Consider the following 24323-nt stretch of genomic DNA (forward strand, 5'->3'; position numbering starts at 1 on the left):
ACCCTGCACGAACCGGCTGGAGGACCCCAGTGCAGCAATCCCCCGGGGGGCACAGCGACCCCCAGCGGCCCCGCCGCGGGCCGAGCCCCCGGTCTCTGCTGCTCGCCGAGGTGGCACAGGCCACCCAGCGGCTGGCCGACGCCGGCGTGCCCTCGCCGCGCTTCGACGCCGAGGAGCTCGCCGCGCATGTGCACGGCGTCAAGCGCAGCCAGCTGCACACCGTCCCCGACGCGGACTTCGACGCCCGCTACTGGGAGGCGATCGCCCGCCGCGAGGCACGTGAGCCGCTCCAGCACATCACCGGCCGGGCGTTCTTCCGCTACCTCGAACTCCACGTCGGGCCGGGAGTGTTCGTGCCCCGCCCGGAGACCGAGTCGGTGGTCGGCTGGGCGATAGACGCGGTACGGGCCATGGACGTCGTCGAGCCGCTGATCGTCGACCTGTGCACCGGCTCCGGGGCGATCGCCCTGGCGCTCGCGCAGGAGGTGCCGCGCTCGCGGGTGCACGCCGTGGAGCTGTCCGAAGAGGCCCTGGAGTACGCCCGCAAGAACGTCGAGGGGTCCCGCGTCGTTCTCCATCACGGTGACGCGCTGACCGCGCTTCCCGAACTGGACGGGCAGGTCGACCTGGTCGTCTCCAACCCGCCGTACATCCCGCTGACCGAGTGGGAGTACGTCGCCCCCGAGGCCCGCGACCACGACCCGGAGCTGGCGCTGTTCTCGGGCCAGGACGGCCTGGACACCATCCGTGGCATCGAGCGGACCGCACACCGCCTGCTGCGGCCCGGTGGCCTGGTCGTCATCGAGCACGCCGACACCCAGGGCGGACAAGTGCCGTGGATCTTCACCGAGGAGCGGGGCTGGGCCGATGCGGCCGACCACCCCGACCTCAACAACAGGCCCCGCTTCGCCACCGCACGCCGGGCGACGCCATGACACGTCCCGCCTTGACGCCTGATGCAGCCGATGCATCCGATGTATTCGTTCCGCACGAGGAGGTCCCGTAATGGCACGGCGATACGACTGCAGCGACGCCACGGACCGCGCGACCGGTCTGCGCGAAGCCGCCTCGGCCGTCCGCCGCGGTGAGCTGGTCGTGCTGCCGACCGACACCGTGTACGGGGTCGGCGCGGACGCCTTCAGCGCCGAGGCCGTCGGCGACCTGCTGGAGGCCAAGGGCCGCGGTCGCGGTATGCCCTCCCCGGTCCTCGTCGGGTCCCCCAACACCCTGCACGGGCTGGTCACCGACTTCTCCGAGCAGGCCTGGGAGCTGGTCGACGCCTTCTGGCCCGGCGCGCTCACCCTCGTCGCCAGGCACCAGCCGTCGCTGACCTGGGACCTGGGCGAGACCCACGGCACGGTCGCGGTGCGGATGCCGCTGCACCCCGTCGCGATCGAGCTGCTCACCGAATTCGGCCCGATGGCCGTCTCCAGCGCCAACCTCACCGGCCACCCGTCCCCGCAGGACTGCGACGCCGCACAGGAGATGCTGGGCGACTCGGTCTCCGTCTACCTCGACGGCGGCCCCACGCCCGCCGCCGTACCGTCCTCGATCGTCGACGTCACCGGCGCGGTCCCGGTGCTGCTGCGCGAGGGCGCGATCAGCGCGGACGAGCTGCGCAAGGTGGTACCCGAGCTCGAGGTGGCCAATTGATGGCGCCCCTGGGGCGTGGCATAGCGGGACCAGGCGGCGACACCCACCCTCCGGTACCCCCCTCACCCCCCTTCCGGATCCTCCACGTCAGCACCGGCAACGTCTGCCGCTCGCCGATCACCGAGCGGCTGCACCGCCATGCCCTGGAACTGCGCCTCGGCGGGGCCCACAGCGGTGGCCTGGTCGTCGAGAGCGCCGGCACCTGGGGCCATGAAGGCGCCCCCATGGAGGCGCACGCCGCCACGGTGCTGGCGGACTACGGCGCGGACCCGGCCGGCTTCATCGGCCGGGAGCTGCTCGACGAGCACGTCATCCGCGCCGACCTGGTGCTCACCGCCACCCGCGACCACCGCGCGCAGGTGATCTCGATGGGCCACTCCGCGGGACTGCGCACCTTCACGCTCAAGGAGTTCAACCGGCTGGTGCGGGCGATAGACCCCGCCACCCTGCCCGAGCCCGACCCGGACCTGCCGGACGGCGGGCTGGTCGAGCGGGCCCGCGCGCTGGTCGGCGCCGCCGCCGCGCTGCGCGGCTGGCTGCTGGCGCCCAACCCGGAGTCCGACGAGGTCTACGACCCCTACGGCGCCCCCATCACCTTCTTCCGCTCCATCGGCGACGAGATCAACCAGGCCCTGGACCCGGTCGTCACCGCCCTGACGGGAGTCCCCGCACGGGCGTAGCAGGACCCTGGGCGCGGGGCCGGACCCCCGGTGGCCCCGCCGTGACCGCACACCGCGCCCGATCGCCGTGCCGCGCCTACATTGGGACTACGTCCCCGTACGAGGCCCGGAGCCAGCGATGCCCGCTACCACCGCGTCACCCCGCAGCGAGTCCCCGGCCGGTCGCGCGCCGGCCGCCGAGCCCGCCGCCGGCCCCGGTGCCGGCGGGGCCCAGGCGGCCGAGGAACGGGCCCGGGCCGCGGCCCGTGAGGGAGTCACCCACCCGGCCGGCACGCCGGACTTCGCCGCGCTGCTGAGCCAGGACCCCGAGATCGCCGGCGTACTGCTCGGCGAGAGCGCCCGGCAGAGCGACGGGCTGCAGCTGATCGCCGCGGAGAACTTCACCTCACCGGCCGTCCTCGCCGCCCTCGGCTCCCCGCTGGGCAACAAGTACGCCGAGGGCTATCCGGGCGCCCGACACCACGGCGGCTGCGAGATCGTCGACCTCGCCGAGCGGATCGCGGTGGAGCGCGCCAAGGCCCTTTTCGGCGCCGAACACGCCAACGTCCAGGCACACTCCGGGTCTTCGGCCGTACTGGCCGCCTACGCCGCCCTGCTGCGCCCGGGAGACACCGTCCTGGCCCTGTCCCTGCCGCACGGCGGACACCTCACCCACGGATCGCCCGCGAACTTCTCCGGCCGCTGGTTCGACTTCGCGGGGTACGGCCTCGACGAGGAGACCGGGCTGCTGGACTACGACGTGATCCGCGAGCTGGCCCGCGCCCGCCGCCCCAAGGCGATCGTCTGCGGTTCGATCTCCTACCCCCGGCACATCGACTACGCCGCCTTCCGCGACATCGCCGACGAGACCGGCGCGTATCTGATCGCGGATGTCGCGCACCCGCTCGGGCTGATCGCCGGGGGAGCGGCGCCCAGCCCGGTCCCGTACGCGCACGTGGTGTGCGGCACCACGCACAAGGTGCTGCGCGGGCCGCGCGGCGGGCTGATCCTGTGCGGGGCGAAGCTGGCCGAACGGATCGACCGCGCGGTGTTCCCCTTCACTCAAGGGGGTGCACAGATGAACGCGATCGCCGCCAAAGCCGTCGCCTTCGCGGAGGCCGCCACGCCCGCCTTCGCCGGGTACACCCGCCAGGTCGTCGCCAACGCCCGGGCGCTCGCCGGGGCGCTGGCCGAGCAGAGCCTCGCGATCACCACCGGCGGTACCGACACCCATCTGATCACCGCCGACACCACGCCCCTGGACCTGGACGCCCGCACCGCCCGGGGCCGGCTGGCGGCCGCCGGGATCGTGCTGGACACCTGCGCGCTGCCCTGCGCCGAGACGCCCTCGACACGCCGCACCGGGCTGCGGCTGGGCACCGCCGCGGTGACCACCCAGGGGATGGGCGAGGCCGAGATGCGGCAGGTCGCGCAGCTGATCGTGGCGGCGCTGCGGGAGGACGCCGGGGTCCGCTCCGCGACCGTCGCATTGGTCCGCGGCTTTCCGCCTTATCCCGATCACGGATGATGGCGGGAACCGTCCGCTGACGCGTGACGTCTTCTCCTGTATTCACGGCCAGGGGGCGGACACGCATAGGGTGTGGGGCTGTGATGGCCAGCTATACCAATGGGGCAGCCCGTGCGTGAATACCTGCTGACGCTGTGCGTCACGGCCGCGGTCACCTACCTGCTGACCGGGCCGGTGCGGAAGTTCGCGATCGCGGCCGGTGCGATGCCGGAGATCCGTGCGCGCGATGTGCACCGCGAGCCGACACCGCGGCTCGGCGGCATCGCGATGTTCGGCGGGTTGTGCGCCGGCCTGCTGGTCGCCTCGCACCTGACCAACCTCAAGAGCGTCTTCGAGAACTCCAACGAGCCGCGGGCGCTGCTGTCGGGCGCGGCGCTGATCTGGATCCTCGGCGTGCTGGACGACAAGTGGGGCGTGGACGCGCTGGTCAAGCTCGGCGGCCAGATGATCGCTGCGGGTGTGATGGTGCTGCAGGGCCTGACGATCCTGTGGATCCCGATCCCGGGTGTCGGCACGGTCTCGCTGACCCCGATGCAGGGCACGCTGCTGACCGTCGCGCTGGTCGTGATCACCATCAACGCGGTGAACTTCGTGGACGGCCTGGACGGCCTGGCCTCGGGCATGGTGTGCATCGCCGCCGCGGCGTTCTTCATGTACGCGTACCGGATGTGGTTCGGCTACGGCATCGAGGCGGCCGCGCCCGCAACGCTGTTCTCGGTCGTTCTGATGGGCATGTGCCTGGGCTTCCTGCCGCACAACATGCACCCGGCGCGGATCTTCATGGGCGACTCGGGGTCGATGCTGATCGGCCTGGTCATGGCGGCCGGCGCGGTCTCGGTGACCGGCCAGGTCGACCCGGATCTGCTCAACCTCAAGGCGGGCGGTCTGCGCGAGGCCACCCACGCGATGGTGCCGGTCTACATCCCGCTGCTGCTTCCGCTGACGGTCATCGCGGTGCCGGTCGCCGACCTGATCCTGGCGATCGTGCGCCGTACGTGGAAGGGCCAGTCGCCGTTCGCCGCCGACCGGGGGCATCTGCACCACCGGCTGCTGGAGATCGGGCACTCGCACAGCCGGGCCGTGCTGATCATGTACTTCTGGTCGGCGCTGATCGCGTTCGGCGCGGTCGCGTACTCGGCGAACAACGCCAGCATGTGGATCGTGCTGGGCATCGTGCTGCTGAGCGCGGTGGGCTTGGTGCTGCTTCTGCTGCCGCGCTTCACCCCGCGGGCGCCGCGCTGGGCGGAGCGGATGGTTCCGCCCCGCTACCGCAGGGTCACCCGTACGGCGGCGGCACCGGCGACGGCGGCGGACGGCGGGAGCGCCGACGCGCCGGAGGAGGAGCGCGAACCGGTCCCGGCGGGCATCAACGGGGCCACCGCGATCGGTGACCGATCACGCTTCGTGGATCGCCGGAGGGCGGGGAGTCACCGCTGATCCCGCCGTCCGGTCGCCCGAACGGGCATCGAAAACCGGGGCGGTTGACCCCATACCAGACAAAAAGCCGGCCGTCAGTGCACCAACGCGCACGTTCACGCTCAGGTGTGACAGGGTCCACACGAACCAGGTAAAGACCTCATCAAATAGTTTGTGATACCGTTCACGAAACCCGGCGACAGAGCCGAAGGACCGTAGTGCGACTGTCCTTGGGCCTCAGGTTCCGCCTCAGGCCGGGTCTACGCTCGTCCCTGACGACACACCCCCACCCCTTGCCGGAGCGCCGCTATGCAGTCGAATGACGCCCGACTACTCCTTCACGCCGTTGTGCCCACGCTCGCCATCGGCGTCCTCGCCGTTGTCGTGAGCGCCGTGGTCGCGGGCGCGCAGGGAGCGATCGGCGCCGTCGTCGGCACCGCGCTGGTGATGCTCGTCATGGGAGCGGGCCTGGTTGTCCTGCAGAAGACCGCGAAGAACCTCCCGCAGCTGTTCCAGATGATGGGGCTGCTGCTCTACACGACGCAGATCCTGTTCGTGCTGGTCTTCCTGATCGCCTTCAAGGACACAACCCTCTTCGACACCAAGGCATTTGCGTTCACCCTGCTCGGCACGACCCTCGTGTGGATCGCGGCGCAGACCCGCGGCCATATGAAGGCGAAGATTCTCTACGTGGATCCCGACTCCGCCGACGCGAAGAAGGCGGAGACGGCGGGGTCGCCGACGTGACACGTAGGGCCGAAATAAATGCCCTCATGCGGGCCTGCTATCGTCCGGTGCCAACTGCGGCACAGATGGCGCAGGCGGCTGAGCTCCCGAGTTCCACTCGAGGAAACGGGCAGTTCTCGCGGCCGATGCCTGTGATCCGGCCCGGCCCAGCGCCGGCCGGCCGCCCCCAAATCCGTAAGACCAGTCCAGTGCCGCTCCGTGGCTCAACGCCGCGCCGACACAACGAGGTTGCCGTACCCATGCGCCACGCTGAAGGAGCCCGCGGTGAGTGCTGAAACGATGCTCGCCTTCAACACGGAGTGCCACCTCCTCATTCCGGGGTGTGGCTTCGAGGCCCCGGGTCTTCATTCGTTCGTATTCGAACCCCTCTTCACGATCGGCGGCTTCGAGTTCAACAAGCCGATGCTGCTGGCTCTGCTCAGCACGGTCGTCGTGGTGTGGTTCTTCTGGGCCGCATTCGGCAAGGCCAAGGTCGTGCCCGGAAAGCTCCAGATGATCGGCGAGGCGGGCTACGACTTCGTGCGCCGCGGTCTGGTCTATGACGCGCTGGGCAAGAAGGAGGGCGAGAAGTACGTCCCCCTGATGGTCTCGCTGTTCTTCTTCGTGTGGATCATGAACCTGTGGTCGATCATCCCGGTCATGGCGTTCCCGGTGACCTCGGTCATCGCCTTCCCCATCGGCCTCGCCGCGATCGTCTACATCCTGTGGGTCTACCTGACCTTCAAGAAGCACGGATTCGTCGGCGGCCTGAAGAACATCACGGGCTATGACAAGTCGCTCGGCTGGGTGCTGCCGCTGATCGTCGTCATCGAGTTCCTGTCGAACATGATCATCCGGCCCTTCACCCACGCGGTCCGGCTCTTCGCGAACATGTTCGCGGGCCACCTGCTGATCCTGATGTTCACCATCGCCAGCTGGTACCTGCTGAACGGCATCGGCATCGTCTACGCCGGCGCCTCGTTCGCCATGACCCTCGCGATGACGGCCTTCGAGCTCTTCATCCAGGCTGTCCAGGCGTACGTCTTCGTCCTCCTGGCCTGCAACTACGTCCAGGGCGCGCTCGCCGAGCACCACTGAGCACCCCGCCTCCCAGCCCCAACAGCTGTCCGGTGGCCAACCCCCACCGGTCCGTGAAATGAGAAGGAAGTAACGGCATGTCCGCTGCTCTCGAGACTGTCAACCTCGCCTCCGCGACCGCCTTCACCGGCAGTGCCAGCGCCATCGGCTACGGCCTCGCCGCGATCGGCCCCGGCGTCGGCGTCGGCATCATCTTCGGTAACGGCACCCAGGCCCTGGCTCGTCAGCCCGAGGCCGCCGGCCTGATCCGCACCAACCAGATCATGGGTTTCGCCTTCTGTGAGGCGCTCGCCCTCATCGGCATCGTCATGGGCTTCGTTTTCAAGTAAACGAACCACATCGACACCCATTTAGACGGAAGGCACTGATGTGAAGCCCCTGGTGAACATGGCGGCGGAGGTTCCCGAGAACCCCCTGGTCCCGCCGATTCCGGAGCTGGTCATCGGCCTGATCGCGTTCTTCATCGTCTTCGGCATCCTGGCCAAGAAGCTCCTCCCGACCATCAACAAGGTCCTGGACGAGCGTCGGAAGCTGATCGAAGGCCGGATCGATGACGCCGAGGCGATTCAGGCCGAGGCCCAGCAGGTGCTCGCGGACTACCGGGCCCAGCTGGCCGACGCCCGCCACGAGGCCGCGCGCCTGCGCCAGGAGGCGCAGGAGCAGGGTGCGACTCTCATTGCTGAGATGCGCGCCGAGGGCCAGCGGCAGCGTGAGGAGATCATCGCTGCCGGTCACGCCCAGATCGAGGCGGACCGTAAGGCGGCCGCGCAGGCACTGCGTCAGGACGTTGGCACCCTCGCCACCGAGCTGGCCGGCAAGCTCGTCGGCGAGTCCCTCGAGGACCACGCCCGACAGAGCCGGACCATCGACCGCTTCCTCGACGAGCTCGAGGCCCAGGCGGCGTCGGACACGACGAAGGCTGAGGCCGGCCGATGAACGGAGCGAGCCGCGAGGCACTCGCCTCCGCACGCGAGCAGCTCAACGCGCTGACGGACGACGCTGCCGTCGACGCGGCGAAGCTCGCCGAGGAGCTGGCTGCCGTCACCGCTCTGCTCGACCGCGAGGTGTCGCTGCGTCGGGTCCTGACCGACCCGGCGCAGGCCGGCGAGGCGCGGGCCGAACTGGTCGGACGGCTGCTCGGCGGCCAGGTCGGCGGACCGGCCCTCGACCTGGTCGCCGGCATGGTCCGCTCCCGCTGGTCGCGCTCGCGTGACCTGACGGACGCGCTCGAGGAGCTGGCCTACAGCGCCGACCTCGTCGCGGCCCAGCGGGCCGGCGGGCTCGACGACGTCGAGGACGAGCTGTTCCGGTTCGGCCGGATCGTCGGTTCCAACGGCGAGCTGCGTCGTGCGCTGACCGACCCGAACGCGACGGTCGCGGCCAAGACGGAGCTGCTGCGTTCGCTGCTGGGCGGCCGGGCCAACCCGGTCACCGAGCGGATCGTGGTCCGTCTTGTCGCACAGCCGCGGGGCCGTAGCCTGGAAGCGGGGCTCGACGCCCTCTCCAAGCTGGCGGCGAGCCGTCGGGACCGCATGGTCGCGGTGGTCACCTCCGCGGTGCCCCTCAGCGACGGGCAGCGGGAGCGGCTGAGCGCCTCCCTGTCCTCGCTGTACGGACGGCAGATCCACCTGAACCTCGACGTGGACCCCGAGGTCCTCGGCGGCGTCCAGGTACGGATCGGCGACGAGGTCATCAACGGGACCATCGCGGAGCGCCTCGACGAGGCGGCCCGGCGGATGGCCGGCTGACCTAAGCCACCAACTCAAGAGCTGCACAACCGGCGGCCAGGCGCCGGGCCAGCCGGCCGGACCGAGAGGTCCGGCTGCGGTCCGGAAGAAGCCCCGGGGACCAGCACAAGCATGACGGCGGCCCGAGTTGGGCCGTAGGCGGAAACCCCCTGGGGACATCCCCCAGACCCCCGCAAGTAACTTCGGGCCCAACAAGGAGAGCAGGGAACCCAGATGGCGGAGCTCACGATCCGGCCGGAGGAGATCCGGGACGCGCTGGAGAACTTCGTCCAGGCGTACAAGCCGGACGCGGCCTCGCGCGAGGAGGTCGGCACGGTAAGCGAGGCCGGAGACGGCATCGCGAAGGTCGAGGGCCTTCCCTCGGCGATGGCGAACGAGCTGCTGAAGTTCGAGGACGGCACGCTCGGTCTTGCGCTGAACCTGGAAGAGCGCGAGATCGGTGCCGTGGTCCTCGGCGAGTTCAGCGGTATCGAGGAGGGCCAGCCGGTGCAGCGCACCGGTGAGGTGCTCTCGGTCGCCGTGGGCGAGGGCTACCTCGGCCGCGTCGTCGACCCGCTGGGCAACCCGATCGACGGCCTCGGCGAGATCGAGTCCGAGGACCGCCGCGCCCTGGAGCTGCAGGCCCCGGGCGTCATGGTCCGTAAGTCGGTCCACGAGCCCATGGAGACCGGCTACAAGGCCGTCGACTCGATGGTGCCGATCGGCCGCGGCCAGCGTCAGCTGATCATTGGTGACCGCCAGACCGGCAAGACCGCCCTGGCCGTCGACACGATCATCAACCAGCGCGACAACTGGCGCTCGGGCGACCCGAAGAAGCAGGTCCGCTGCATCTACGTCGCCATCGGCCAGAAAGGCTCCACCATCGCGTCCGTGCGCGGTGCGCTGGAGGAGGCCGGCGCCCTGGAGTACACCACCATCGTCGCCGCCCCGGCGTCCGACCCGGCGGGCTTCAAGTACCTGGCGCCCTACACCGGCTCGGCCATCGGCCAGCACTGGATGTACCAGGGCAAGCACGTCCTGATCATCTTCGACGACCTCTCGAAGCAGGCCGACGCCTACCGCGCCGTGTCCCTGCTGCTGCGCCGTCCGCCGGGCCGTGAGGCCTACCCGGGCGACGTCTTCTACCTGCACTCGCGTTTGCTGGAGCGCTGCGCCAAGCTCTCCGACGAGATGGGCGCCGGCTCGATGACCGGCCTCCCGATCGTCGAGACCAAGGCGAACGACGTGTCGGCGTTCATCCCGACCAACGTCATCTCCATCACCGACGGCCAGTGCTTCCTGGAGTCGGATCTCTTCAACGCCAACCAGCGTCCGGCGCTGAACGTCGGTATCTCCGTCTCCCGTGTCGGTGGTTCCGCCCAGCACAAGGCCATGCGCCAGGTCTCCGGCCGGCTCCGCGTGGACCTCGCCCAGTACCGCGAGCTGGAGGCGTTCGCCGCCTTCGGTTCCGACCTGGACGCGGCCTCCAAGCAGCAGCTGGAGCGCGGTAAGCGCATGACCGAGCTGCTCAAGCAGGCGCAGTACTCCCCGTACGCGACCGAGGACCAGGTCGTCTCCATCTGGGCCGGCACCAACGGCAAGATGGACGACGTGCCGGTCGAGGACATCCGCCGCTTCGAGCGGGAGCTCCTGGACCACCTCCACCGGGAGAAGAAGGACCTGCTGACCAGCATCCGCGAGGGCGCCAAGATGTCCGACGACACCATCGGTGCCATCGCCGAGGCCGTCGACGGCTTCAAGCAGCAGTTCGAGACCTCGGACGGCAAGCTGCTCGGCGAGGACGCCCAGGCCGGCACGAGCAAGTGACGACGGAAGGGACCTGATCCATGGGAGCCAAGCTCCGGGTCTACAAGCGTCGCATCCGCTCCGTCACCGCGACCAAGAAGATCACCAAGGCGATGGAGATGATCGCCGCCTCGCGCGTCGTCAAGGCGCAGCGCCAGGTGGCGGCATCGACGCCGTACGCGAGTGAACTGACCCGCGCGGTGACGGCGGTTGCCACGGGCTCGAACACCCAGCACCCGCTGACGACCGAGGCGGAGAAGCCGTCCCGGGCCGCGCTGCTGCTCATCACGAGCGACCGCGGTCTGGCCGGCGGCTACTCCTCCAACGTCATCAAGGCCGCGGAGCAGCTCACCGAGCGGCTCAAGGCCGAGGGCAAGGAGGTCGACGCGTACATCGTCGGGCGCAAGGGGGTGTCGTACTACAGCTTCCGCGAGCGCAAGGTCGTGGAGTCGTGGACCGGCTTCACCGACAGCCCGTCGTACGCGGACGCCAAGGCGATCGCCGCGCCGCTGATCGAGGCCGTCCAGAAGGACACCGCCGAGGGCGGCGTGGACGAACTCCACATCGTCTACACCGAGTTCATCTCGATGATGACGCAGACGGCGCTTGACGACCGGCTGCTGCCGCTGTCCCTCGACAAGGCGGCCGCGGCTGCGACATCAGGGGCTGACGCCCCGGTGGCGGAGTCGTCCAAGGGCGAGATCCTTCCGCTCTTCGACTTCGAGCCGTCGGCCGAGGACGTCCTCGACGCCCTGCTTCCGCGGTACGTCGAGTCGCGGATCTACAACGCGCTCCTGCAGGCCGCCGCCTCCAAGCACGCCGCCACGCGTCGTGCGATGAAGTCGGCGACCGACAACGCAGAAGAGCTCATCAAGTCGCTCTCGCGGCTTGCCAACGCGGCCCGACAGGCCGAAATCACCCAGGAAATCAGCGAGATCGTCGGTGGCGCCAGTGCTCTGGCCGACGCGACCGCGGGGAGTGACTGACCACTATGACCACCACTGTTGAAACGGCCACGGCAACGGGCCGCGTCGCCCGGGTCATCGGCCCGGTCGTCGACGTGGAGTTCCCCGTCGACGCGATGCCGGAGATCTACAACGCGCTGACCGTCGAGGTCGCCGACCCGGCCGAGGCCGGCGCCAAGAAGGTCCTGACCCTCGAGGTCGCCCAGCACCTGGGCGAGGGCCTGATCCGTGCCATCTCCATGCAGCCCACCGACGGCCTGGTCCGCCAGGCCGCGGTGACCGACACCGGCGCCGGGATCACCGTCCCGGTCGGCGACATCACCAAGGGCAAGGTGTTCAACACCCTCGGTGAGATCCTCAACAAGCCGGAGGCGGCTGCCGAGGTCACCGAGCGCTGGCCCATCCACCGCAAGGCCCCCGGCTTCGACCAGCTCGAGTCCAAGACCGAGATGTTCGAGACCGGCGTCAAGGTCATCGACCTGCTGACCCCGTACGTCAAGGGCGGCAAGATCGGTCTGTTCGGTGGTGCCGGTGTCGGCAAGACCGTTCTGATCCAGGAAATGATCTACCGCGTGGCGAACAACCACGACGGTGTGTCGGTGTTCGCCGGTGTCGGCGAGCGCACCCGTGAGGGCAACGACCTCATCGAGGAAATGACGGACTCCGGCGTCATCGACAAGACCGCGCTGGTCTTCGGTCAGATGGACGAGCCGCCGGGCACCCGTCTGCGCGTCGCCCTGGCCGGTCTGACCATGGCGGAGTACTTCCGCGATGTGCAGAAGCAGGACGTGCTCTTCTTCATCGACAACATCTTCCGCTACACCCAGGCGGGTTCCGAGGTCTCCACGCTGCTCGGCCGTATGCCGTCCGCGGTGGGTTACCAGCCGAACCTGGCGGACGAGATGGGTCTGCTGCAGGAGCGCATCACCTCGACCCGCGGTCACTCGATCACCTCGATGCAGGCGATCTACGTCCCCGCGGACGACCTGACCGACCCGGCGCCGGCCACCACCTTCGCCCACCTGGACGCGACCACCGTTCTGTCGCGCCCGATCTCGGAGAAGGGCATCTACCCGGCGGTGGACCCGCTGGACTCGACGTCCCGGATCCTGGACCCCCGCTACATCTCGCAGGACCACTACAACTGCGCCTCGCGCGTCAAGACGATCCTGCAGAAGTACAAGGACCTCCAGGACATCATCGCGATTCTGGGTATCGACGAGCTCGGCGAGGAGGACAAGCTCACCGTCCACCGCGCCCGTCGTATCGAGCGGTTCCTGTCGCAGAACACCCACGTGGCGAAGCAGTTCACCGGTGTCGACGGCTCGGACGTCTCGCTCGACGAGTCGATCACCGCGTTCAACGCGATCGCGGACGGTGACTACGACCACTTCCCCGAGCAGGCGTTCTTCATGTGCGGTGGCATCGAGGACCTCAAGGCCAATGCCAAGGAGCTGGGCGTCTCCTGACCCCGGCGCGGTCCCGGGGGCGGCCCTGGCCGCCCCCGGCCCGTACGACCACTAGTATTTGACCCAACATCTGCCGAACCAGGCAGGTGGAGACCCGAGGAGCCATCGTGGCTGAGCTGCACGTCGAGTTGGTCGCCGCGGACCGTCAGGTCTGGTCCGGCGAGGCCAGCCTGGTCGTCGCGCGCACCTCGTCGGGCGACATCGGCGTCATGCCCGGACATCAGCCGCTGCTCGGCGTGCTGCAGTCGGGCCCGGTGACGATTCGTACGACCGGCGAGAGCGGGGACGGCACCGTCGTCGCCGCCGTGCACGGCGGCTTCATCTCGTTCGCCGACAACAAGCTGTCTCTGCTCGCAGAGGTGGCCGAGCTGTCGGACGAGATCGATGTCCAGCGCGCGGAGCGGGCCCTGGAGCGAGCGAAGTCGGAGGCCGACGCGGCCGCCGAGCGTCGCGCCGATGTCCGACTGCGTGCGGTGACGGGCGTTCACTGAGCCCCGCCACCGACGAGATCGATCCTCAGCCGCGGGCTGCCCGGAATTCTCCGGAGCGGCTCGCGGCTGAGGCAATGCAGGTGCGTTTCCCTCCCCCACGCTTCGACGGCGCGGGGGCACCCCCAACGAGGCGAGGAGGTCGGTCGAGATGGTCCTCGCTCTGCTTGTGAGCGGCGCGGTCGTGGTGCTGGTGCTGGTGGGGCTGTTCGTCTTCGGACTGAGACGGCGGCTCATCCAGCGGTCCGGAGGCACCTTCGACTGCAGCCTGCGCTGGAACGTGCCGGAGGACGAGCCCAGCGGCAAGGGCTGGATCTACGGCGTGGCGCGCTACAACGGCGACCGGATCGAGTGGTTCCGGGTGTTCTCGTACGCCCCCCGGCCCCGCCGCCTCCTGGAGCGCTCCGCCATCGAGGTCCTGCAGCGCCGCACCCCCCAGGGGGAGGAGGAGCTCGCACTGCTCTCCGACTCCATCGTGCTGGCCTGCGGGCACCGCGGCACCCGTCTGGAGCTGGCGATGAGCGAGGACGCGCTCACCGGCTTCCTGGCGTGGCTGGAGGCGGCGCCGCCCGGCCAGAGGGTGAACGTGGCCTGACAGGCACGCCCGGTACCTGACGGGCGGCGGCCTGTAGGGGTGGGGCGAACAGATCCCGTAGGGGACACGAGGGCCCCCTGCGGGGCCGCAACGTGGGGGACGGGGAGGGTATTCCCCGTGGCCCCCGACGGGACCGGCGGGGGAGCCGGCTGCGGGCCCGGCGACGTACACGGGTACGGCCCCGGCACGTGGCACCCGGCTACGGCCCCGGCACGTGGCACCCGGCTACGGCCCGTCCACCCCTAATTCCTGTGCCAGTACGGCGGCTTGCACCCGGCTGCGCAGATCGAGCTTCGCCAGCAGCCGGCTGACATGCGTCTTCACGGTGGCCTCCGCCATCGCCAGCCGCAAGGCGATATCGGCGTTCGACAGCCCCCGCCCCAGGCACCCCAGCACCTCCCGCTCGCGCGGCGTCAGCGCGTCGAGCACCGCCGGATCCGGCGCCGCACCGTCGCGGGCCGGCCGGGACGCCGTACGGGGGCTGGCGAACTCCGCGATCAGGCGCCGGGTCACCGCCGGCGCGATCAGCCCCTCGCCGGACGCCACCGTGCGCACCGCGGTCAGCAGCGCGGCCGCGTCGCTGTCCTTGAGCAGAAAGCCCGCGGCCCCCGCCCGCAGCGCCCCGAAGACGTATTCGTCCAGGTCGAAGGTGGTCAGCACCAGCACGTCCGCCAGCTGCTCGGCGACCACCTGGCGGGTGGCGGAGACCCCGTCGAGGCGGGGCATCTGGATGTCCATGAGGACGAGGTCGGGGCGCAGCTCGCGGGCGAGCCGTACCGCCTCCTCGCCGTCGTCCGCCTCCCCGACGACCTCGATGTCGGGGGCGGAGCGCAGGATGAGGACCAGCCCGGCCCGTACGGCGGACTGGTCCTCGGCGACGAGAACCCGGATCGGCTGCGCGTCGGCGCCTGTCATCGTTGCTCTTCCTCCTCGGCGGCGGGCAGCGCTGCCCGCACCAGCCAGACTCTGCCGGCCGGCCCGCTCTCCGGGCCGGCCTCGAATGCCCCGCCCAGCAGGGCGATCCGCTCCCGCATCCCGACCAGGCCGGTGCCGGAGCCCGGCGCGCGGGGACCGGGCCGGTCGGCGAACGGACTGCGGACGGTGACGGTGAGCGCCCCACCGCGCTCATGGGCGATCCGCACCCGCACCTCACCGGGCGCGGCGTGCTTGAGCGCGTTGGTCAGGGACTCCTGGACGATGCGGTACACCGCCAGCTCGGCCGGCGCCGTCGGCCGCGGCCCGCCGTCCGGCCCGCGGGCGTCGTCCAGCACGAAGACCAGCCCGCTGCTCGCGCCGTTCGCGCGGGCCTGGGCGAGCAGCGCGTCCAGCCCGTCGAGGGTGGGGGTCGCGGCGGGCTCCTCCCTCTGCCCGGTCGCCTCGGGGTCCCGCAACAGGCCGATCAGACGGCGCATTTCGGCCAGACCCTGCACGCTGTTCTCCCGGATCACCCCGAGTGCCTCGCGGGTCGCCGACGGATCGTCGATGGACTGTGCGGCGGTGGCGTGGATCGCGATGGCGGACAGGTGGTTGGCGACCATGTCGTGCAGCTCCCGGGCCATTTTCGCGCGCTCGCCCGCCACCGCCTGGGCCCGGTCCATCTCGGCCAGCAGCGCGATCTGCTCGGCGCGCAGGCGCGCGGACTGGGCGGCGTCGCGGTGGTCGCGGATGATGACACCGGTCCAGGCCGGGGCGATGGTGATCAGCGCGACGGCGATGACGGCCATCACGACCTGGGGGCTGTGCCACAGGGCGGTCAGCGCGATGGCGGCCAGCACCGTCACCAGGACCGAGTGCAGCGGGATCCGGCGGGCCGCGGTCGGCGGGCCGTAGAGCACCGCCGCGTAGACCACGTCCGTGAACATCAGGACGGTGGCGACCAGTGTGCCGGTGCAGATGTCCAGCGCCAGTGCCGGCACCGCGACGGCCAGCGCGGCCATCGGGGCCGTACGGCGCAGCAGCTCGGCCGCCGACATCGCGGTGAGCGCGACCAGGGTGAGCGCGGGCGGCAGCCCCAGGCGCGGGGGGCCGCCGTGCAGATCCATCGCCCAGAGCAGCAGCCCGCCGAGCAGCCCGCCGCCCGCGATGAGCACATCGAGTCGGTGCGGTCGGCCGACGGCGGCGGGGGATCTGGCGGTCACCCCTCCATCAAACACGGCGCCGGGGCCCGCTGCCTCCACGTCCGGGTCATCCCCGCACGTCGCGCGCTACATCGAAAGATGCAGTCGCGGATCGTCGTGTGCGACGACGATCCGGGCGGCGGCCGCTGGGAGGCTTGAGGCGTTCGACGGAGCGGCGGGAAGGGAGAGTGCCGTGGTCGTCACACTGATCATCGCGTGTGAGGTCGGCTTCTGGGTGCTGCTGGCGGCCGGGTTGGCGCTGCGGTATCTGGCGAAGATGCCGCGTACCGGGGCGGCGGTGCTGCTGATGGAGCCGGTACTGGAGCTGGTGCTGCTGATCGTCACCGCGATCGACCTGAAGAACGGCGCGTCCGCCGACTGGAAACACGGCCTGGCCGCCCTCTACATCGGCTACACCGTCGCCTACGGCCACTACACGATCAAGTGGGTCGACGGGCACTTCCTGCACCGCTTCGCGGGCGGCCCACCGCCGGTCAAACCACCGCGGTACGGCCTGGCCCGCGCCAAGCACGAGGGGCTGCTCTGGCTGCGTACGGTGCTGTGGGTGGCCATCGCGGTCGCGCTGCTGCAGATCGCGATCTGGTACGTCGGTGCCGACGGCGACATCGCGTCGCTGCGCGACTGGCAGGGCACCTCGATGCGGATCCTGATCATCCACGGGGTGATCGCGGTCTCCTACCTCATCTGGCAGAAGAAGGACCCCGGCCGGACCGCCGCCCCGCAGGAAGCGGACCGGCCGCAGTCCAAGTCGCTGCGCTGAGGGGTGCCCGGACGCTCATCGCCGGGCACCCCTCCCGCGCGCTCCTGCGCGCCGGCTCCGTCAGCGCTCGCCGCCCGGGACCCACAGCACGTCCCCGACCTCCTTGTTGGCCGTACGCGCCAGGATGAACAGCAGGTCGGACAGGCGGTTGAGGTAGGTGGCGGTCAGCGGGTTCATGGTGTCGCCGTGCTCGTCCATGGCCGCCCAGGTGGAGCGCTCGGCGCGGCGGACGACCGTGCAGGCCTGGTGCAGCAGGGCCGCGCCGGCCGTACCGCCCGGGAGGATGAAGCTGCGCAGCTTCTCCAGCTCCGCCAGGAAGCGGTCGCAGTCGGCCTCCAGCCGGTCGACGTACCTCTGCTCGACGCGCAGCGGCGGGAACTCGGGCTGCTCCACCACCGGGGTCGACAGATCCGCCCCGACGTCGAAGAGGTCGTTCTGCACCCGCAGCAGCACGGTGGCGACCTCCTCCGGCAGCGAACCGAGCGCCAGGGCCACGCCGATGGCCGCATTGGCCTCGTTGGCGTCCGCGTAGGCCGCGATCCGCGAATCGGTCTTGGCGGTACGGCTCATGTCGCCGAGGGCGGTGGTGCCCTTGTCGCCGGTGCGGGTGTAGATGCGCGTCAGATTCACCATGTGAGCGAGCCTACGCCGCGGCCCTGCGGAAGGCCCGCGTGCACAAGGTCACACACAGCACCGCGAAGCCCAGCGCCACCAGGACGCCGTAGAGCAGGGCCGAGGAGGCGTACGCGCCGACGAACGCGGCCCGTACCGCGTCCACGAGATAGCGGAACGGCATGAAGTGCGAGAGCACATCGAGCCACTTGGGCCCCAGTGTCATCGGCAGCATCAGCCCGGACAGCAGCATCGACGGCATGGTGAGGGCGTTGACGACCGGCCCGAACGCCTGCGGGGCGGCCACGTTCAGCGCCAGCGCGTACGACAGCGAGGCGAGCGCCACGGTCAGCACGGCGACGAAGGCGAAGCCGATGAGGATGCCGGGCAGTGGCGCCCGCAACCCCATGGCCAGCGCGGCCAGGACCAGCAGGACGGCCTGGAAGACGAACAGCGCGGCATCCCGCAGCACCCGCCCCAGCAGCAGCGCCAGCCGGCTCACCGGCGTCACCCGCATCCGCTCCACCACCCCGTACTGCTTCTCGACGATCAGGCCGAAGCCGCAGAACGAGGCGCCGAACAGGGCGAGTTGGAGCAGCAGACCGGGCACCAGCACCTGCCAGGAGCTGCCGGTGGAGGACAGCGGCAGATCGGTCAGCAGGGGGCCGAAGAGGAGCAGGTACAGCAGCGGCATCAGCACGCCGAAGAGCATCTGGAGCTTGGAGCGCAGCGTCTGGCGGGCGTAGCGCCCGAAGATCAGCGCGATGTCGGACAGCAGGGACGGCATGGGTGCTCCTAGACGGCGATCGGGGCGGTGTCCTGGGCGGGGGTGTGCCCGCGCCCGGTGATGGCGAGGAAGGCGTCCTGCAGGGACGCGTCGGGGGATCCGGCGTGGGTGCGCTTGAGGGCGTCCGGTGTGCCCTCGGCGACCACCACGCCCTTGTCGACGATGACCAGTCGGTCGGCGAGCGCATCGGCCTCGTCGAGGTAGTGGGTGGTCAGGAAGACGGTGGTGCCGTGCTCGGCGCGGATGCGGCGGACCAGCTCCCACAGGTCGGCGCGGCTGCCCGGGTCCAGGCCGGTGGTCGGCTCGTCCAGGAACAGCACCTGGGGGCGGTGGGTGAGGCCCATCGCGATGTCCAGCCGGCGCCGCTGGCCGCCCGACAGTGCGGCGGTCCTGCGGTCGAGCAGGTCGCCCAGGCCCAGTTCCGCGGCCAACTCCTCGGTCCGGGCGTGGGCCTCGGCCCTGCCGAGGCGGTAGAGGCGGGCCTGGGTGAACAGCTCCTCGCGCACCGAGACGTTCGGGTCGACGCCGCCGGACTGGGCGACGTACCCCGATGCCCGGCGCACCCCCGCCGGGTCGCCGACCAGATCGCAGCCGGCGACGGTGGCGCTGCCGCCGGTGGGCGCCAGCAGGGTCGTGAGCATCCGCAGGGTGGTGGTCTTGCCGGCGCCGTTGGGGCCGAGGAAGCCGAGGATCTCGCCGCGCTCGGCGGTCAGGTCGATGCCCCGGACGGCTTCGACGGTGCCCTGTTTCGTGGTGAAGGTCCGGGCGAGTTGGGACGTGCTGATGACTGCCATGGCCACAGAAAAACAGAGAGACTTAAAAATTGCAACGTCTCCAAAATTTAAGAGAGCCCATCGATGGGTAGGATCAGGACATGGCAGAGGGACTCAGGGAGCGCAAGAAGCGGCAGACCCGCCAGTACATCTCGGACGTGGCGACGGGCCTGTTCATGGAGCGCGGCTTCGACGCGGTGACCATCGCGGAGATCGCCGAGGCCGCCGAGGTCTCCGTCAACACCGTCTACAACTACTTCCCGGCCAAGGAGGACCTCTTCCTCGACCGGAGCAAGGGCCTGGTCGACCGGCTGTCGCGGTTCGTGCGGGCCCGGGCCGCGGGGGAGTCGGCCGCCGCCGCGGTGCTGCGGGAGCTGCGCGAGGAGGTGGTGAGCGTCTCGCCCAAGGTCGGCCTGATCGAGGGGTATGACCGCTTCATGAAGGTCGTCCACGGCTCGGCGACCCTGCAGGCCCGCCTGTGGCACTTCCAGCGCGAGCAGTACGACGACCTGGAGGTCACGCTCAGGAAGGAGACCGGCGCCCCGGACGGCGATCCGATGCCCGGTCTGATGGCCGGCCAGATCGGCTGGGTGCACCAGACCTTGATGACCGCCATCGTCCAGGAGATGCTCGCCGGCCGTAAGCCCGCCGAGGTCTCCCGCGAGGCCCTCGCCCTGCTGGACGACATCGAGGAGCTGCTGAGCGAGCGGGTTCTCAACTACGCGGTACGGGCGGATGGGTGACCGGGGCCGGTTCCTGCCAGTGTGATGTCCGCGATACGAGACGTGACGCGCATCTCTAACCCACCAAAGGATCGCCAACGACCGCTAACGTCACCCGAAGACCGACAGGCTTTCAAATGCACAGGGTGTGAGGGGACAGCAGTGGCAAAGAAGCTCGCCGTCATCGGCGCCGGACTGATGGGTTCCGGTATCGCGCAGGTGTCCGCCCAGGCCGGCTGGGACGTGGTCCTGCGCGACGTGACGGACGGGGCGCTGGCCCGGGGCAAGGGCGGCATCGAGGCCTCGTACGAGAAGTTCGTCGCCAAGGGGAAGCTGGCGGCGGCCGACGCCGAGCAGGCGCTGGCCCGCATCACCACGACGACCGACCTGGAGGCCACCGCCGACGCCGACATCGTCGTCGAGGCCGTCTTCGAGCGGATCGACGTCAAGCGGGAGATCTTCCAGACGCTGGACAAGCTGGTCAAGGACGAGGCGGTGCTGGCCTCCAACACCTCCGCGATCCCGATCACCAAGATCGCGGCGGCCACCTCCCGCCCCGAGCGGGTCGTGGGCACGCACTTCTTCTCGCCGGTGCCGATGATGCAGCTGTGCGAGCTGGTCCGCGGCTACAAGACCAGTGACGAAACCCTCGCCACGGCGCGGGCGTTCGCCGAGTCGGTCGGCAAGACCTGCGTCGTCGTCAACCGCGACGTGGCCGGCTTCGTGACCACCCGGCTGATCTCCGCGCTGGTCGTCGAGGCCGCCAAGCTCTACGAATCCGGCGTGGCCAGCGCCGAGGACATCGACACCGCCTGCAAGTTGGGCTTCGGTCACGCGATGGGGCCGCTGGCCACCGCCGACCTGACGGGCATCGACATCCTGATGCACGCCACCGACAACATCTACACCGAGTCCCAGGACGAGAAGTTCGCGCCGCCGGAGATCATGCGGCGGATGGTCGATGCGGGCGATATCGGCCGTAAGAGTGGGCAGGGCTTCTACGAGCACTGATGCCGCGTCAGGTCGATGGGCCTGGCGGGGTCACCCCATGGGGTGAAAATCGGTATCGGTTCGCTTACAGGCGGCAACTTCGCCGCATGAGAGGCAGTCAGATCTGTAGACGTCCATGCACGAACCCATGACATAGGGGAGCGCATATGCACATCAGGGGCGACCACGCCGAGCTGGTCGTCGGGGGCCGCCTCGACGTCCGCAGCGCGGCGGACGCCCGTACGGCCCTGCACACCGCCGTCGACTCCGGTCGGGGTGATCTGGTGCTGGACCTGACCGAGCTGGATTCCTGGGACGCCACCGGCCTCGGCGTGATCATGGGCGCGCACCGCCGGGCCGGCCGGGTCAACCGCAGGCTGGTACTGCGCGGAGTGCCCCCTCAGATGCAGCGCCTGCTGGTCGCCACCCGGCTCCACCGCATCCTCGCCATCGAGGGCGGCATCGAAGCGGAATCGCTTCCCCGGGTGTGAGGGACGGGCGCGGCCGCCCCTCGGGCCGCGCCCGGGACCGGGCCGTCCCCGGGAGAGCGAGATCGTACAAAGCGCTGCGAAGCGTGAAGCATCGACCGGCAGAAATGTCGTATACCACGTGATACCGGCCAATCCAGGAAGTTCCGGTCAGTAGCCGCCCCCGGCGGTGCAACGTTCCGTCCTCCAGGTCTAAGGTTCGGTTCCCGCCCGTGTGTCATCACCCGCGGCGGGCACCGGACCGGACGCGACACCGAGAACGATCTGTCGGAGCCGGCGGAGTGGAACGAAGCATCTGGGAGCTTGCAGCATGGACCCGAACACCCACCGGGGACCCGAGGAGTACGGCGAGCAGGACAGCCCTGCCGAGCCGCCGGCCCCCGCGTTCGGCGGCGCGCAGGGCGGCTCCGGCGGGCTCTCCCGCGTCGTCCGGCTCGTCTCGGGCCCCTACCTCGTCACCGTCAACCCCGTCGACGGCAGCGAGATAGAACCCTGCCCGCCGGGGGAGCGGCCCACGGCACCCGGCAAGCTCGACGCGCAGGAGCGCGCCGCCGCCGACCGCGCCGCCGCGCCCCCGCCGCCTCCGGGCCCGCCCGGAGCCACCGGGCACGACGCCCCGCTCGAAGAGCGCACCGAGGACACCGAGCGCCTGGTCCGGCTGCTCTCCCGCGGCCGCTCCGTACGCGTCACCGGACCCTCGGGCTCGGGCCGCACCCGGCTGCTGGACGCCGTCGCCACCGCCTGCGCCGGCCTCGCGCCCGACGGCGTGGTCCGGCTCTCCGGCTACCACCGCAACGCCACCGACCTGCTCTACGCGCTGTTCGCCGCCGTGCACCGCGCGCCCGCGCACCGCCCGGACCGGCCCGAGATGCTGCGGATGGTCGCCGAGATCGGCGCGATCGTCGTCCTGGACGACCTGGAGTTCGGCGGGAGCGCGCTCGACGAGCTGCTCGACGCCACCCCCGAGTGCGCCTTCCTGATCGCCGCCACCCCCGACGTCGCGGCCCCCAGCGCCGGCTCGCACCTGGAAGAGGTCTTCCTCGGCGGCATCGGCCGCGCCGGCTGCGTACGCCTGCTGGAGCGCGCGCTGGACCGCCCGCTCAACGAGGACGAGACGGCCTGGGCCGCCGACCTCTGGTTCGAGTCCGAGGGGCTGCCGCTGCGGTTCGTGCAGGCCGCCGCCCTGCTGCGGCAGCGCGACCGGATGCGGAGCCGCCCCGGCGCCCTCGACGACGGCTACGGCCTGTTCCCCGAGGCGGGTCGGGAAGTGGACGAGGACACCGGCTCCGGCGAGCGCCCCGAGGTGCCGCTGCCGTCGCTCGGCGAGGCCGCCGCCCCCGCCCCGCTGCTCGCCTCCCGGCTGAGCGCCGCCGCCCAGGAGACGCTGCGCTTCGCCATCGCGCTCGGCGGTGAGCTGCCGCACCAGGCGCATCTGCCGGCCCTCACCCAGGACACCCACGCCGACGCCGCCCTCGGCGAGCTGCTGGCCTGTGGCCTGATCACCCCCGTGGGCGGCCACTACCGGCTCGCCGCGACCGTCCAGGACCAGCTGACCGCGGCCGGCTACGCCGAGGGCGCCGCCGCCCGCGCCCACACCGTCGCCCAGCACTACGCCTGGTGGGCCGGGCACCCCTCGGTCACCCCCGAACGGGCCGCCGCCGAGGCCGATGTGGCGCTGGCCGCGATGGGCGTGCTGACCGGGAGCCGGGAGAGCGGGCACGCCAGCGCCGCCGTGCTGCTGGCCCGCACGGCCGCCCCGGCGTTCGCCGCGGCGCTGCACTGGAGCGCCTGGGAGCGCGCCCTGCGGCACGGCCAGGAGGCCGCGCGGCTGGCCGGCGAGGTCGCCGAAGAGGCCTACTTCCACCACGAGCTGGGCGTGCTGGCGCTGTGCAGCGGCAGCGTCGACCGGGCGCGCGCCGAGCTGGAGGCGGCCATCGGGCTGCGCGGGGTGCTCTCCGACCGCAACGGCGCGGTGGCCGGGCGGCGGGCGCTGGCGCTGGTCACCGACCGTGCGCGGGCCGCCTCGGCGGCGACCGCGGTCGTCCCGCAGGTCACCGCGGCCGCCGCAGGCGACCCGCAGCCGGCCGCGCCGAAGGAAGCGGCCGCCGCACCGTCCGACGCCGTCTCGACCGCCAAGCTGCGCCGGCCCGCCACGGGGGCGGCCGCGTCCCCGCTCGCCGCACGGAGCGGCGCGCAGACCGCCGCCACCGCGGCCGTCCCGGCCACCGCCGTCAGCGGCACCGGCACGGGCACGGGCACCGGCAAGGGCGCCAAGCTCTTCGGTGGGGCCCGTCGCAACCTCGTGGCCGCGGGCGCCGGTGCGCTGCTGGTGGCCGTCCTCGGCACCGTCGTCACCCTCGGTGCGACCTCCGGCGGCGACGACGCCCCCGACGACAAGGTCAGCACGGAGCAGACCACGGACGACAGCACCCCGGACCTGCCGGCGGAGGAGCCCGCGGACGGCTCCGACCGGCCCTCCACCAGCCCGGGCACCTCCCGGCCCGGCGGCGCCTCCCGCTCCGGCAGCCCGTCCCCCTCGACCAGCGGCTCGGCCACCAGCGGCGCGCCGACCGACTCCGGCACCGAGACGGCCGACCCCACCACCGGCCCGACCGAGCCGACCGTGCGGCCCACCCGGCCCACCAGCCGGCCGACCCGGCCCACCGATCCGCCGACCAGCGAGCCGACCGACCCGACGCCGACCGAGCCCACCGGCGAGCCGACGGAGCCCACCCCGACCGACCCGACGTCCGAGCCCCCGTCGGAGAGCTCGGCCGCGTCCTCGGTCGCCAGCCCCGCGGAGGGCGGCTCGTCCGCCGGGAGCAGCTCGCCCGGCGGTGCGGACGGCCCCACAGGCACCGAGAGCGCGCCGACCGCCTGACGGCCCCTACGGACAGCGCGACGGCCCGGTACACATGTACTG

General features: G+C 71.0%; 25 protein-coding genes. 20 read left to right on the forward strand and 5 right to left on the reverse strand.

The genetic code is table 11. The features are described 5' to 3' along the window. Nucleotides 1–95: 95 nt before the first annotated feature. From prmC to ACFWZH_RS23005, 15 genes are all read left to right on the forward strand, one after another. A complete protein-coding gene (gene prmC, locus ACFWZH_RS22935; protein WP_384434218.1) occupies nt 96–935 on the forward strand; it encodes a peptide chain release factor N(5)-glutamine methyltransferase in 840 nt (279 codons plus the stop codon). Between the two features lie 70 nt (nt 936–1005). Next, on the forward strand, nt 1006–1653 hold the full coding sequence (locus tag ACFWZH_RS22940; RefSeq protein ID WP_384434131.1) for an L-threonylcarbamoyladenylate synthase: 648 nt from the start codon (nt 1006–1008) through the stop codon (nt 1651–1653). Further along, on the forward strand, nt 1653–2333 hold the full coding sequence (locus ACFWZH_RS22945; protein WP_384434134.1) for a protein-tyrosine-phosphatase: 681 nt from the start codon (nt 1653–1655) through the stop codon (nt 2331–2333). Before ACFWZH_RS22940 ends, ACFWZH_RS22945 begins: the two co-directional genes overlap by 1 nt. 118 nt (nt 2334–2451) lie before the next feature. Further along, complete coding sequence (glyA, locus tag ACFWZH_RS22950) at nt 2452–3840, forward strand: serine hydroxymethyltransferase (RefSeq protein ID WP_384434137.1); 1389 nt, start codon at nt 2452–2454, stop codon at nt 3838–3840. Nucleotides 3841–3939: 99 nt separating this feature from the next. Further along, complete coding sequence (locus tag ACFWZH_RS22955) at nt 3940–5277, forward strand: MraY family glycosyltransferase (RefSeq protein WP_384434139.1); 1338 nt, start codon at nt 3940–3942, stop codon at nt 5275–5277. Between the two features lie 288 nt (nt 5278–5565). Next, the gene (locus ACFWZH_RS22960) at nt 5566–6003 is read left to right on the forward strand and encodes a hypothetical protein (protein ID WP_384434141.1); all 438 of its coding nucleotides are present in this window, start codon (nt 5566–5568) and stop codon (nt 6001–6003) included. 279 nt (nt 6004–6282) lie between these two features. After that, on the forward strand, nt 6283–7080 hold the full coding sequence (gene atpB / locus ACFWZH_RS22965) for a F0F1 ATP synthase subunit A (protein WP_384434221.1): 798 nt from the start codon (nt 6283–6285) through the stop codon (nt 7078–7080). 77 nt (nt 7081–7157) lie between these two features. After that, entirely contained in the window at nt 7158–7409 is a 252-nt protein-coding gene (gene atpE, locus ACFWZH_RS22970) for an ATP synthase F0 subunit C (protein ID WP_030414140.1), read from the forward strand. A 58-nt stretch (nt 7410–7467) separates the two neighbouring features. Further along, nucleotides 7468–8016 carry a F0F1 ATP synthase subunit B gene (locus ACFWZH_RS22975; protein ID WP_384434224.1) on the forward strand — a complete coding sequence of 183 codons (549 nt, stop codon included), beginning with the start codon at nt 7468–7470 and terminating at the stop codon, nt 8014–8016. Then, the gene (locus ACFWZH_RS22980; RefSeq protein WP_384434144.1) at nt 8013–8828 is read left to right on the forward strand and encodes a F0F1 ATP synthase subunit delta; all 816 of its coding nucleotides are present in this window, start codon (nt 8013–8015) and stop codon (nt 8826–8828) included. Before ACFWZH_RS22975 ends, ACFWZH_RS22980 begins: the two co-directional genes overlap by 4 nt. A 213-nt stretch (nt 8829–9041) precedes the next feature. Beyond that, the gene (gene atpA / locus ACFWZH_RS22985) at nt 9042–10634 is read left to right on the forward strand and encodes a F0F1 ATP synthase subunit alpha (RefSeq protein WP_384434147.1); all 1593 of its coding nucleotides are present in this window, start codon (nt 9042–9044) and stop codon (nt 10632–10634) included. A gap of 20 nt (nt 10635–10654) precedes the next feature. Further along, nucleotides 10655–11599, forward strand: a complete 945-nt coding sequence (locus ACFWZH_RS22990; protein WP_384434150.1) for a F0F1 ATP synthase subunit gamma — start codon at nt 10655–10657, stop codon at nt 11597–11599. 5 nt (nt 11600–11604) lie between these two features. Further along, complete coding sequence (atpD, locus tag ACFWZH_RS22995) at nt 11605–13047, forward strand: F0F1 ATP synthase subunit beta (protein WP_384434153.1); 1443 nt, start codon at nt 11605–11607, stop codon at nt 13045–13047. A gap of 107 nt (nt 13048–13154) precedes the next feature. Continuing rightward, on the forward strand, nt 13155–13538 hold the full coding sequence (locus ACFWZH_RS23000) for a F0F1 ATP synthase subunit epsilon (RefSeq protein ID WP_030081273.1): 384 nt from the start codon (nt 13155–13157) through the stop codon (nt 13536–13538). Between the two features lie 148 nt (nt 13539–13686). Then, complete coding sequence (locus ACFWZH_RS23005; RefSeq protein WP_384434156.1) at nt 13687–14130, forward strand: DUF2550 domain-containing protein; 444 nt, start codon at nt 13687–13689, stop codon at nt 14128–14130. 225 nt (nt 14131–14355) lie between these two features. Here ACFWZH_RS23005 and ACFWZH_RS23010 read toward each other — a convergent pair whose 3' ends face one another. Together ACFWZH_RS23010 and ACFWZH_RS23015 are read right to left on the reverse strand one after the other, a co-directional pair. Further along, on the reverse strand, nt 14356–15045 hold the full coding sequence (locus tag ACFWZH_RS23010; protein ID WP_384434158.1) for a response regulator: 690 nt from the start codon (nt 15043–15045) through the stop codon (nt 14356–14358). Continuing rightward, nucleotides 15042–16268, reverse strand: coding sequence for a sensor histidine kinase (locus ACFWZH_RS23015; protein ID WP_384434161.1), 1227 nt, complete (start codon nt 16266–16268; stop codon nt 15042–15044). The genes ACFWZH_RS23010 and ACFWZH_RS23015 overlap by 4 nt, the downstream gene beginning before the upstream one ends. Before the next feature lie 172 nt (nt 16269–16440). Between ACFWZH_RS23015 and ACFWZH_RS23020 the strand changes: the two genes are divergently transcribed. Beyond that, nucleotides 16441–17028 carry a hypothetical protein gene (locus tag ACFWZH_RS23020; RefSeq protein WP_384434164.1) on the forward strand — a complete coding sequence of 196 codons (588 nt, stop codon included), beginning with the start codon at nt 16441–16443 and terminating at the stop codon, nt 17026–17028. A 60-nt stretch (nt 17029–17088) separates the two neighbouring features. Here ACFWZH_RS23020 and ACFWZH_RS23025 read toward each other — a convergent pair whose 3' ends face one another. Genes ACFWZH_RS23025 through ACFWZH_RS23035 form a run of 3 tightly spaced genes read right to left on the reverse strand, consistent with a single transcriptional unit; the run spans nt 17089 to nt 19221 of the window. After that, nucleotides 17089–17661 (reverse strand): cob(I)yrinic acid a,c-diamide adenosyltransferase, encoded by a 573-nt coding sequence (locus ACFWZH_RS23025; RefSeq protein WP_384434167.1) that lies wholly within the window; start codon nt 17659–17661, stop codon nt 17089–17091. Nucleotides 17662–17671: 10 nt separating this feature from the next. Continuing rightward, nucleotides 17672–18427 (reverse strand): ABC transporter permease, encoded by a 756-nt coding sequence (locus ACFWZH_RS23030; protein ID WP_384434170.1) that lies wholly within the window; start codon nt 18425–18427, stop codon nt 17672–17674. Between the two features lie 8 nt (nt 18428–18435). After that, a complete protein-coding gene (locus ACFWZH_RS23035) occupies nt 18436–19221 on the reverse strand; it encodes an ABC transporter ATP-binding protein (RefSeq protein WP_384434173.1) in 786 nt (261 codons plus the stop codon). A gap of 80 nt (nt 19222–19301) precedes the next feature. On the opposite strand from ACFWZH_RS23035, the gene ACFWZH_RS23040 reads away from it, so the two are divergent. The 4 genes from ACFWZH_RS23040 to ACFWZH_RS23055 all read left to right on the forward strand — a co-directional run bounded on the left by ACFWZH_RS23040 (nt 19302) and on the right by ACFWZH_RS23055 (nt 24281). Continuing rightward, a complete protein-coding gene (locus tag ACFWZH_RS23040) occupies nt 19302–19943 on the forward strand; it encodes a TetR/AcrR family transcriptional regulator (RefSeq protein WP_384434176.1) in 642 nt (213 codons plus the stop codon). A 141-nt stretch (nt 19944–20084) separates the two neighbouring features. Next, entirely contained in the window at nt 20085–20933 is an 849-nt protein-coding gene (locus ACFWZH_RS23045) for a 3-hydroxyacyl-CoA dehydrogenase family protein (RefSeq protein ID WP_384434179.1), read from the forward strand. 146 nt (nt 20934–21079) lie between these two features. After that, the gene (locus ACFWZH_RS23050; protein WP_384434183.1) at nt 21080–21403 is read left to right on the forward strand and encodes an STAS domain-containing protein; all 324 of its coding nucleotides are present in this window, start codon (nt 21080–21082) and stop codon (nt 21401–21403) included. 307 nt (nt 21404–21710) lie between these two features. Continuing rightward, nucleotides 21711–24281: an ATP-binding protein gene (locus ACFWZH_RS23055; protein ID WP_384434186.1), complete on the forward strand. Its 2571-nt coding sequence runs from the start codon at nt 21711–21713 to the stop codon at nt 24279–24281. Nucleotides 24282–24323 lie beyond the last annotated feature (42 nt).

It is taken from the genome of Streptomyces sp. NPDC059008, assembly GCF_042749045.1.
Taxonomy (GTDB): domain Bacteria; phylum Actinomycetota; class Actinomycetes; order Streptomycetales; family Streptomycetaceae; genus Streptomyces.

Excerpts from the sequence above, each read along its gene's own strand:
- atpE (WP_030414140.1), top strand. The coding sequence starts at position 7,158 with ATGTCCGCTGCTCTCGAGACTGTCAACCTCGCCTCCGCGACCGCCTTC.
- ACFWZH_RS23055 (WP_384434186.1), top strand. The coding sequence starts at position 21,711 with ATGGACCCGAACACCCACCGGGGACCCGAGGAGTACGGCGAGCAGGAC.
- ACFWZH_RS23050 (WP_384434183.1), top strand. The coding sequence starts at position 21,080 with ATGCACATCAGGGGCGACCACGCCGAGCTGGTCGTCGGGGGCCGCCTC.
- ACFWZH_RS22945 (WP_384434134.1), top strand. The coding sequence starts at position 1,653 with ATGGCGCCCCTGGGGCGTGGCATAGCGGGACCAGGCGGCGACACCCAC.
- ACFWZH_RS23025 (WP_384434167.1), bottom strand. The coding sequence starts at position 17,661 with ATGGTGAATCTGACGCGCATCTACACCCGCACCGGCGACAAGGGCACC.
- ACFWZH_RS23035 (WP_384434173.1), bottom strand. The coding sequence starts at position 19,221 with ATGGCAGTCATCAGCACGTCCCAACTCGCCCGGACCTTCACCACGAAA.
- ACFWZH_RS22955 (WP_384434139.1), top strand. The coding sequence starts at position 3,940 with ATGGGGCAGCCCGTGCGTGAATACCTGCTGACGCTGTGCGTCACGGCC.
- glyA (WP_384434137.1), top strand. The coding sequence starts at position 2,452 with ATGCCCGCTACCACCGCGTCACCCCGCAGCGAGTCCCCGGCCGGTCGC.
- ACFWZH_RS22980 (WP_384434144.1), top strand. The coding sequence starts at position 8,013 with ATGAACGGAGCGAGCCGCGAGGCACTCGCCTCCGCACGCGAGCAGCTC.
- ACFWZH_RS23010 (WP_384434158.1), bottom strand. The coding sequence starts at position 15,045 with ATGACAGGCGCCGACGCGCAGCCGATCCGGGTTCTCGTCGCCGAGGAC.
- ACFWZH_RS22990 (WP_384434150.1), top strand. The coding sequence starts at position 10,655 with ATGGGAGCCAAGCTCCGGGTCTACAAGCGTCGCATCCGCTCCGTCACC.
- ACFWZH_RS23005 (WP_384434156.1), top strand. The coding sequence starts at position 13,687 with ATGGTCCTCGCTCTGCTTGTGAGCGGCGCGGTCGTGGTGCTGGTGCTG.
- ACFWZH_RS22940 (WP_384434131.1), top strand. The coding sequence starts at position 1,006 with ATGGCACGGCGATACGACTGCAGCGACGCCACGGACCGCGCGACCGGT.
- atpD (WP_384434153.1), top strand. The coding sequence starts at position 11,605 with ATGACCACCACTGTTGAAACGGCCACGGCAACGGGCCGCGTCGCCCGG.
- ACFWZH_RS22960 (WP_384434141.1), top strand. The coding sequence starts at position 5,566 with ATGCAGTCGAATGACGCCCGACTACTCCTTCACGCCGTTGTGCCCACG.
- atpB (WP_384434221.1), top strand. The coding sequence starts at position 6,283 with ATGCTCGCCTTCAACACGGAGTGCCACCTCCTCATTCCGGGGTGTGGC.
- ACFWZH_RS23030 (WP_384434170.1), bottom strand. The coding sequence starts at position 18,427 with ATGCCGTCCCTGCTGTCCGACATCGCGCTGATCTTCGGGCGCTACGCC.
- atpA (WP_384434147.1), top strand. The coding sequence starts at position 9,042 with ATGGCGGAGCTCACGATCCGGCCGGAGGAGATCCGGGACGCGCTGGAG.
- ACFWZH_RS23040 (WP_384434176.1), top strand. The coding sequence starts at position 19,302 with ATGGCAGAGGGACTCAGGGAGCGCAAGAAGCGGCAGACCCGCCAGTAC.
- ACFWZH_RS22975 (WP_384434224.1), top strand. The coding sequence starts at position 7,468 with ATGGCGGCGGAGGTTCCCGAGAACCCCCTGGTCCCGCCGATTCCGGAG.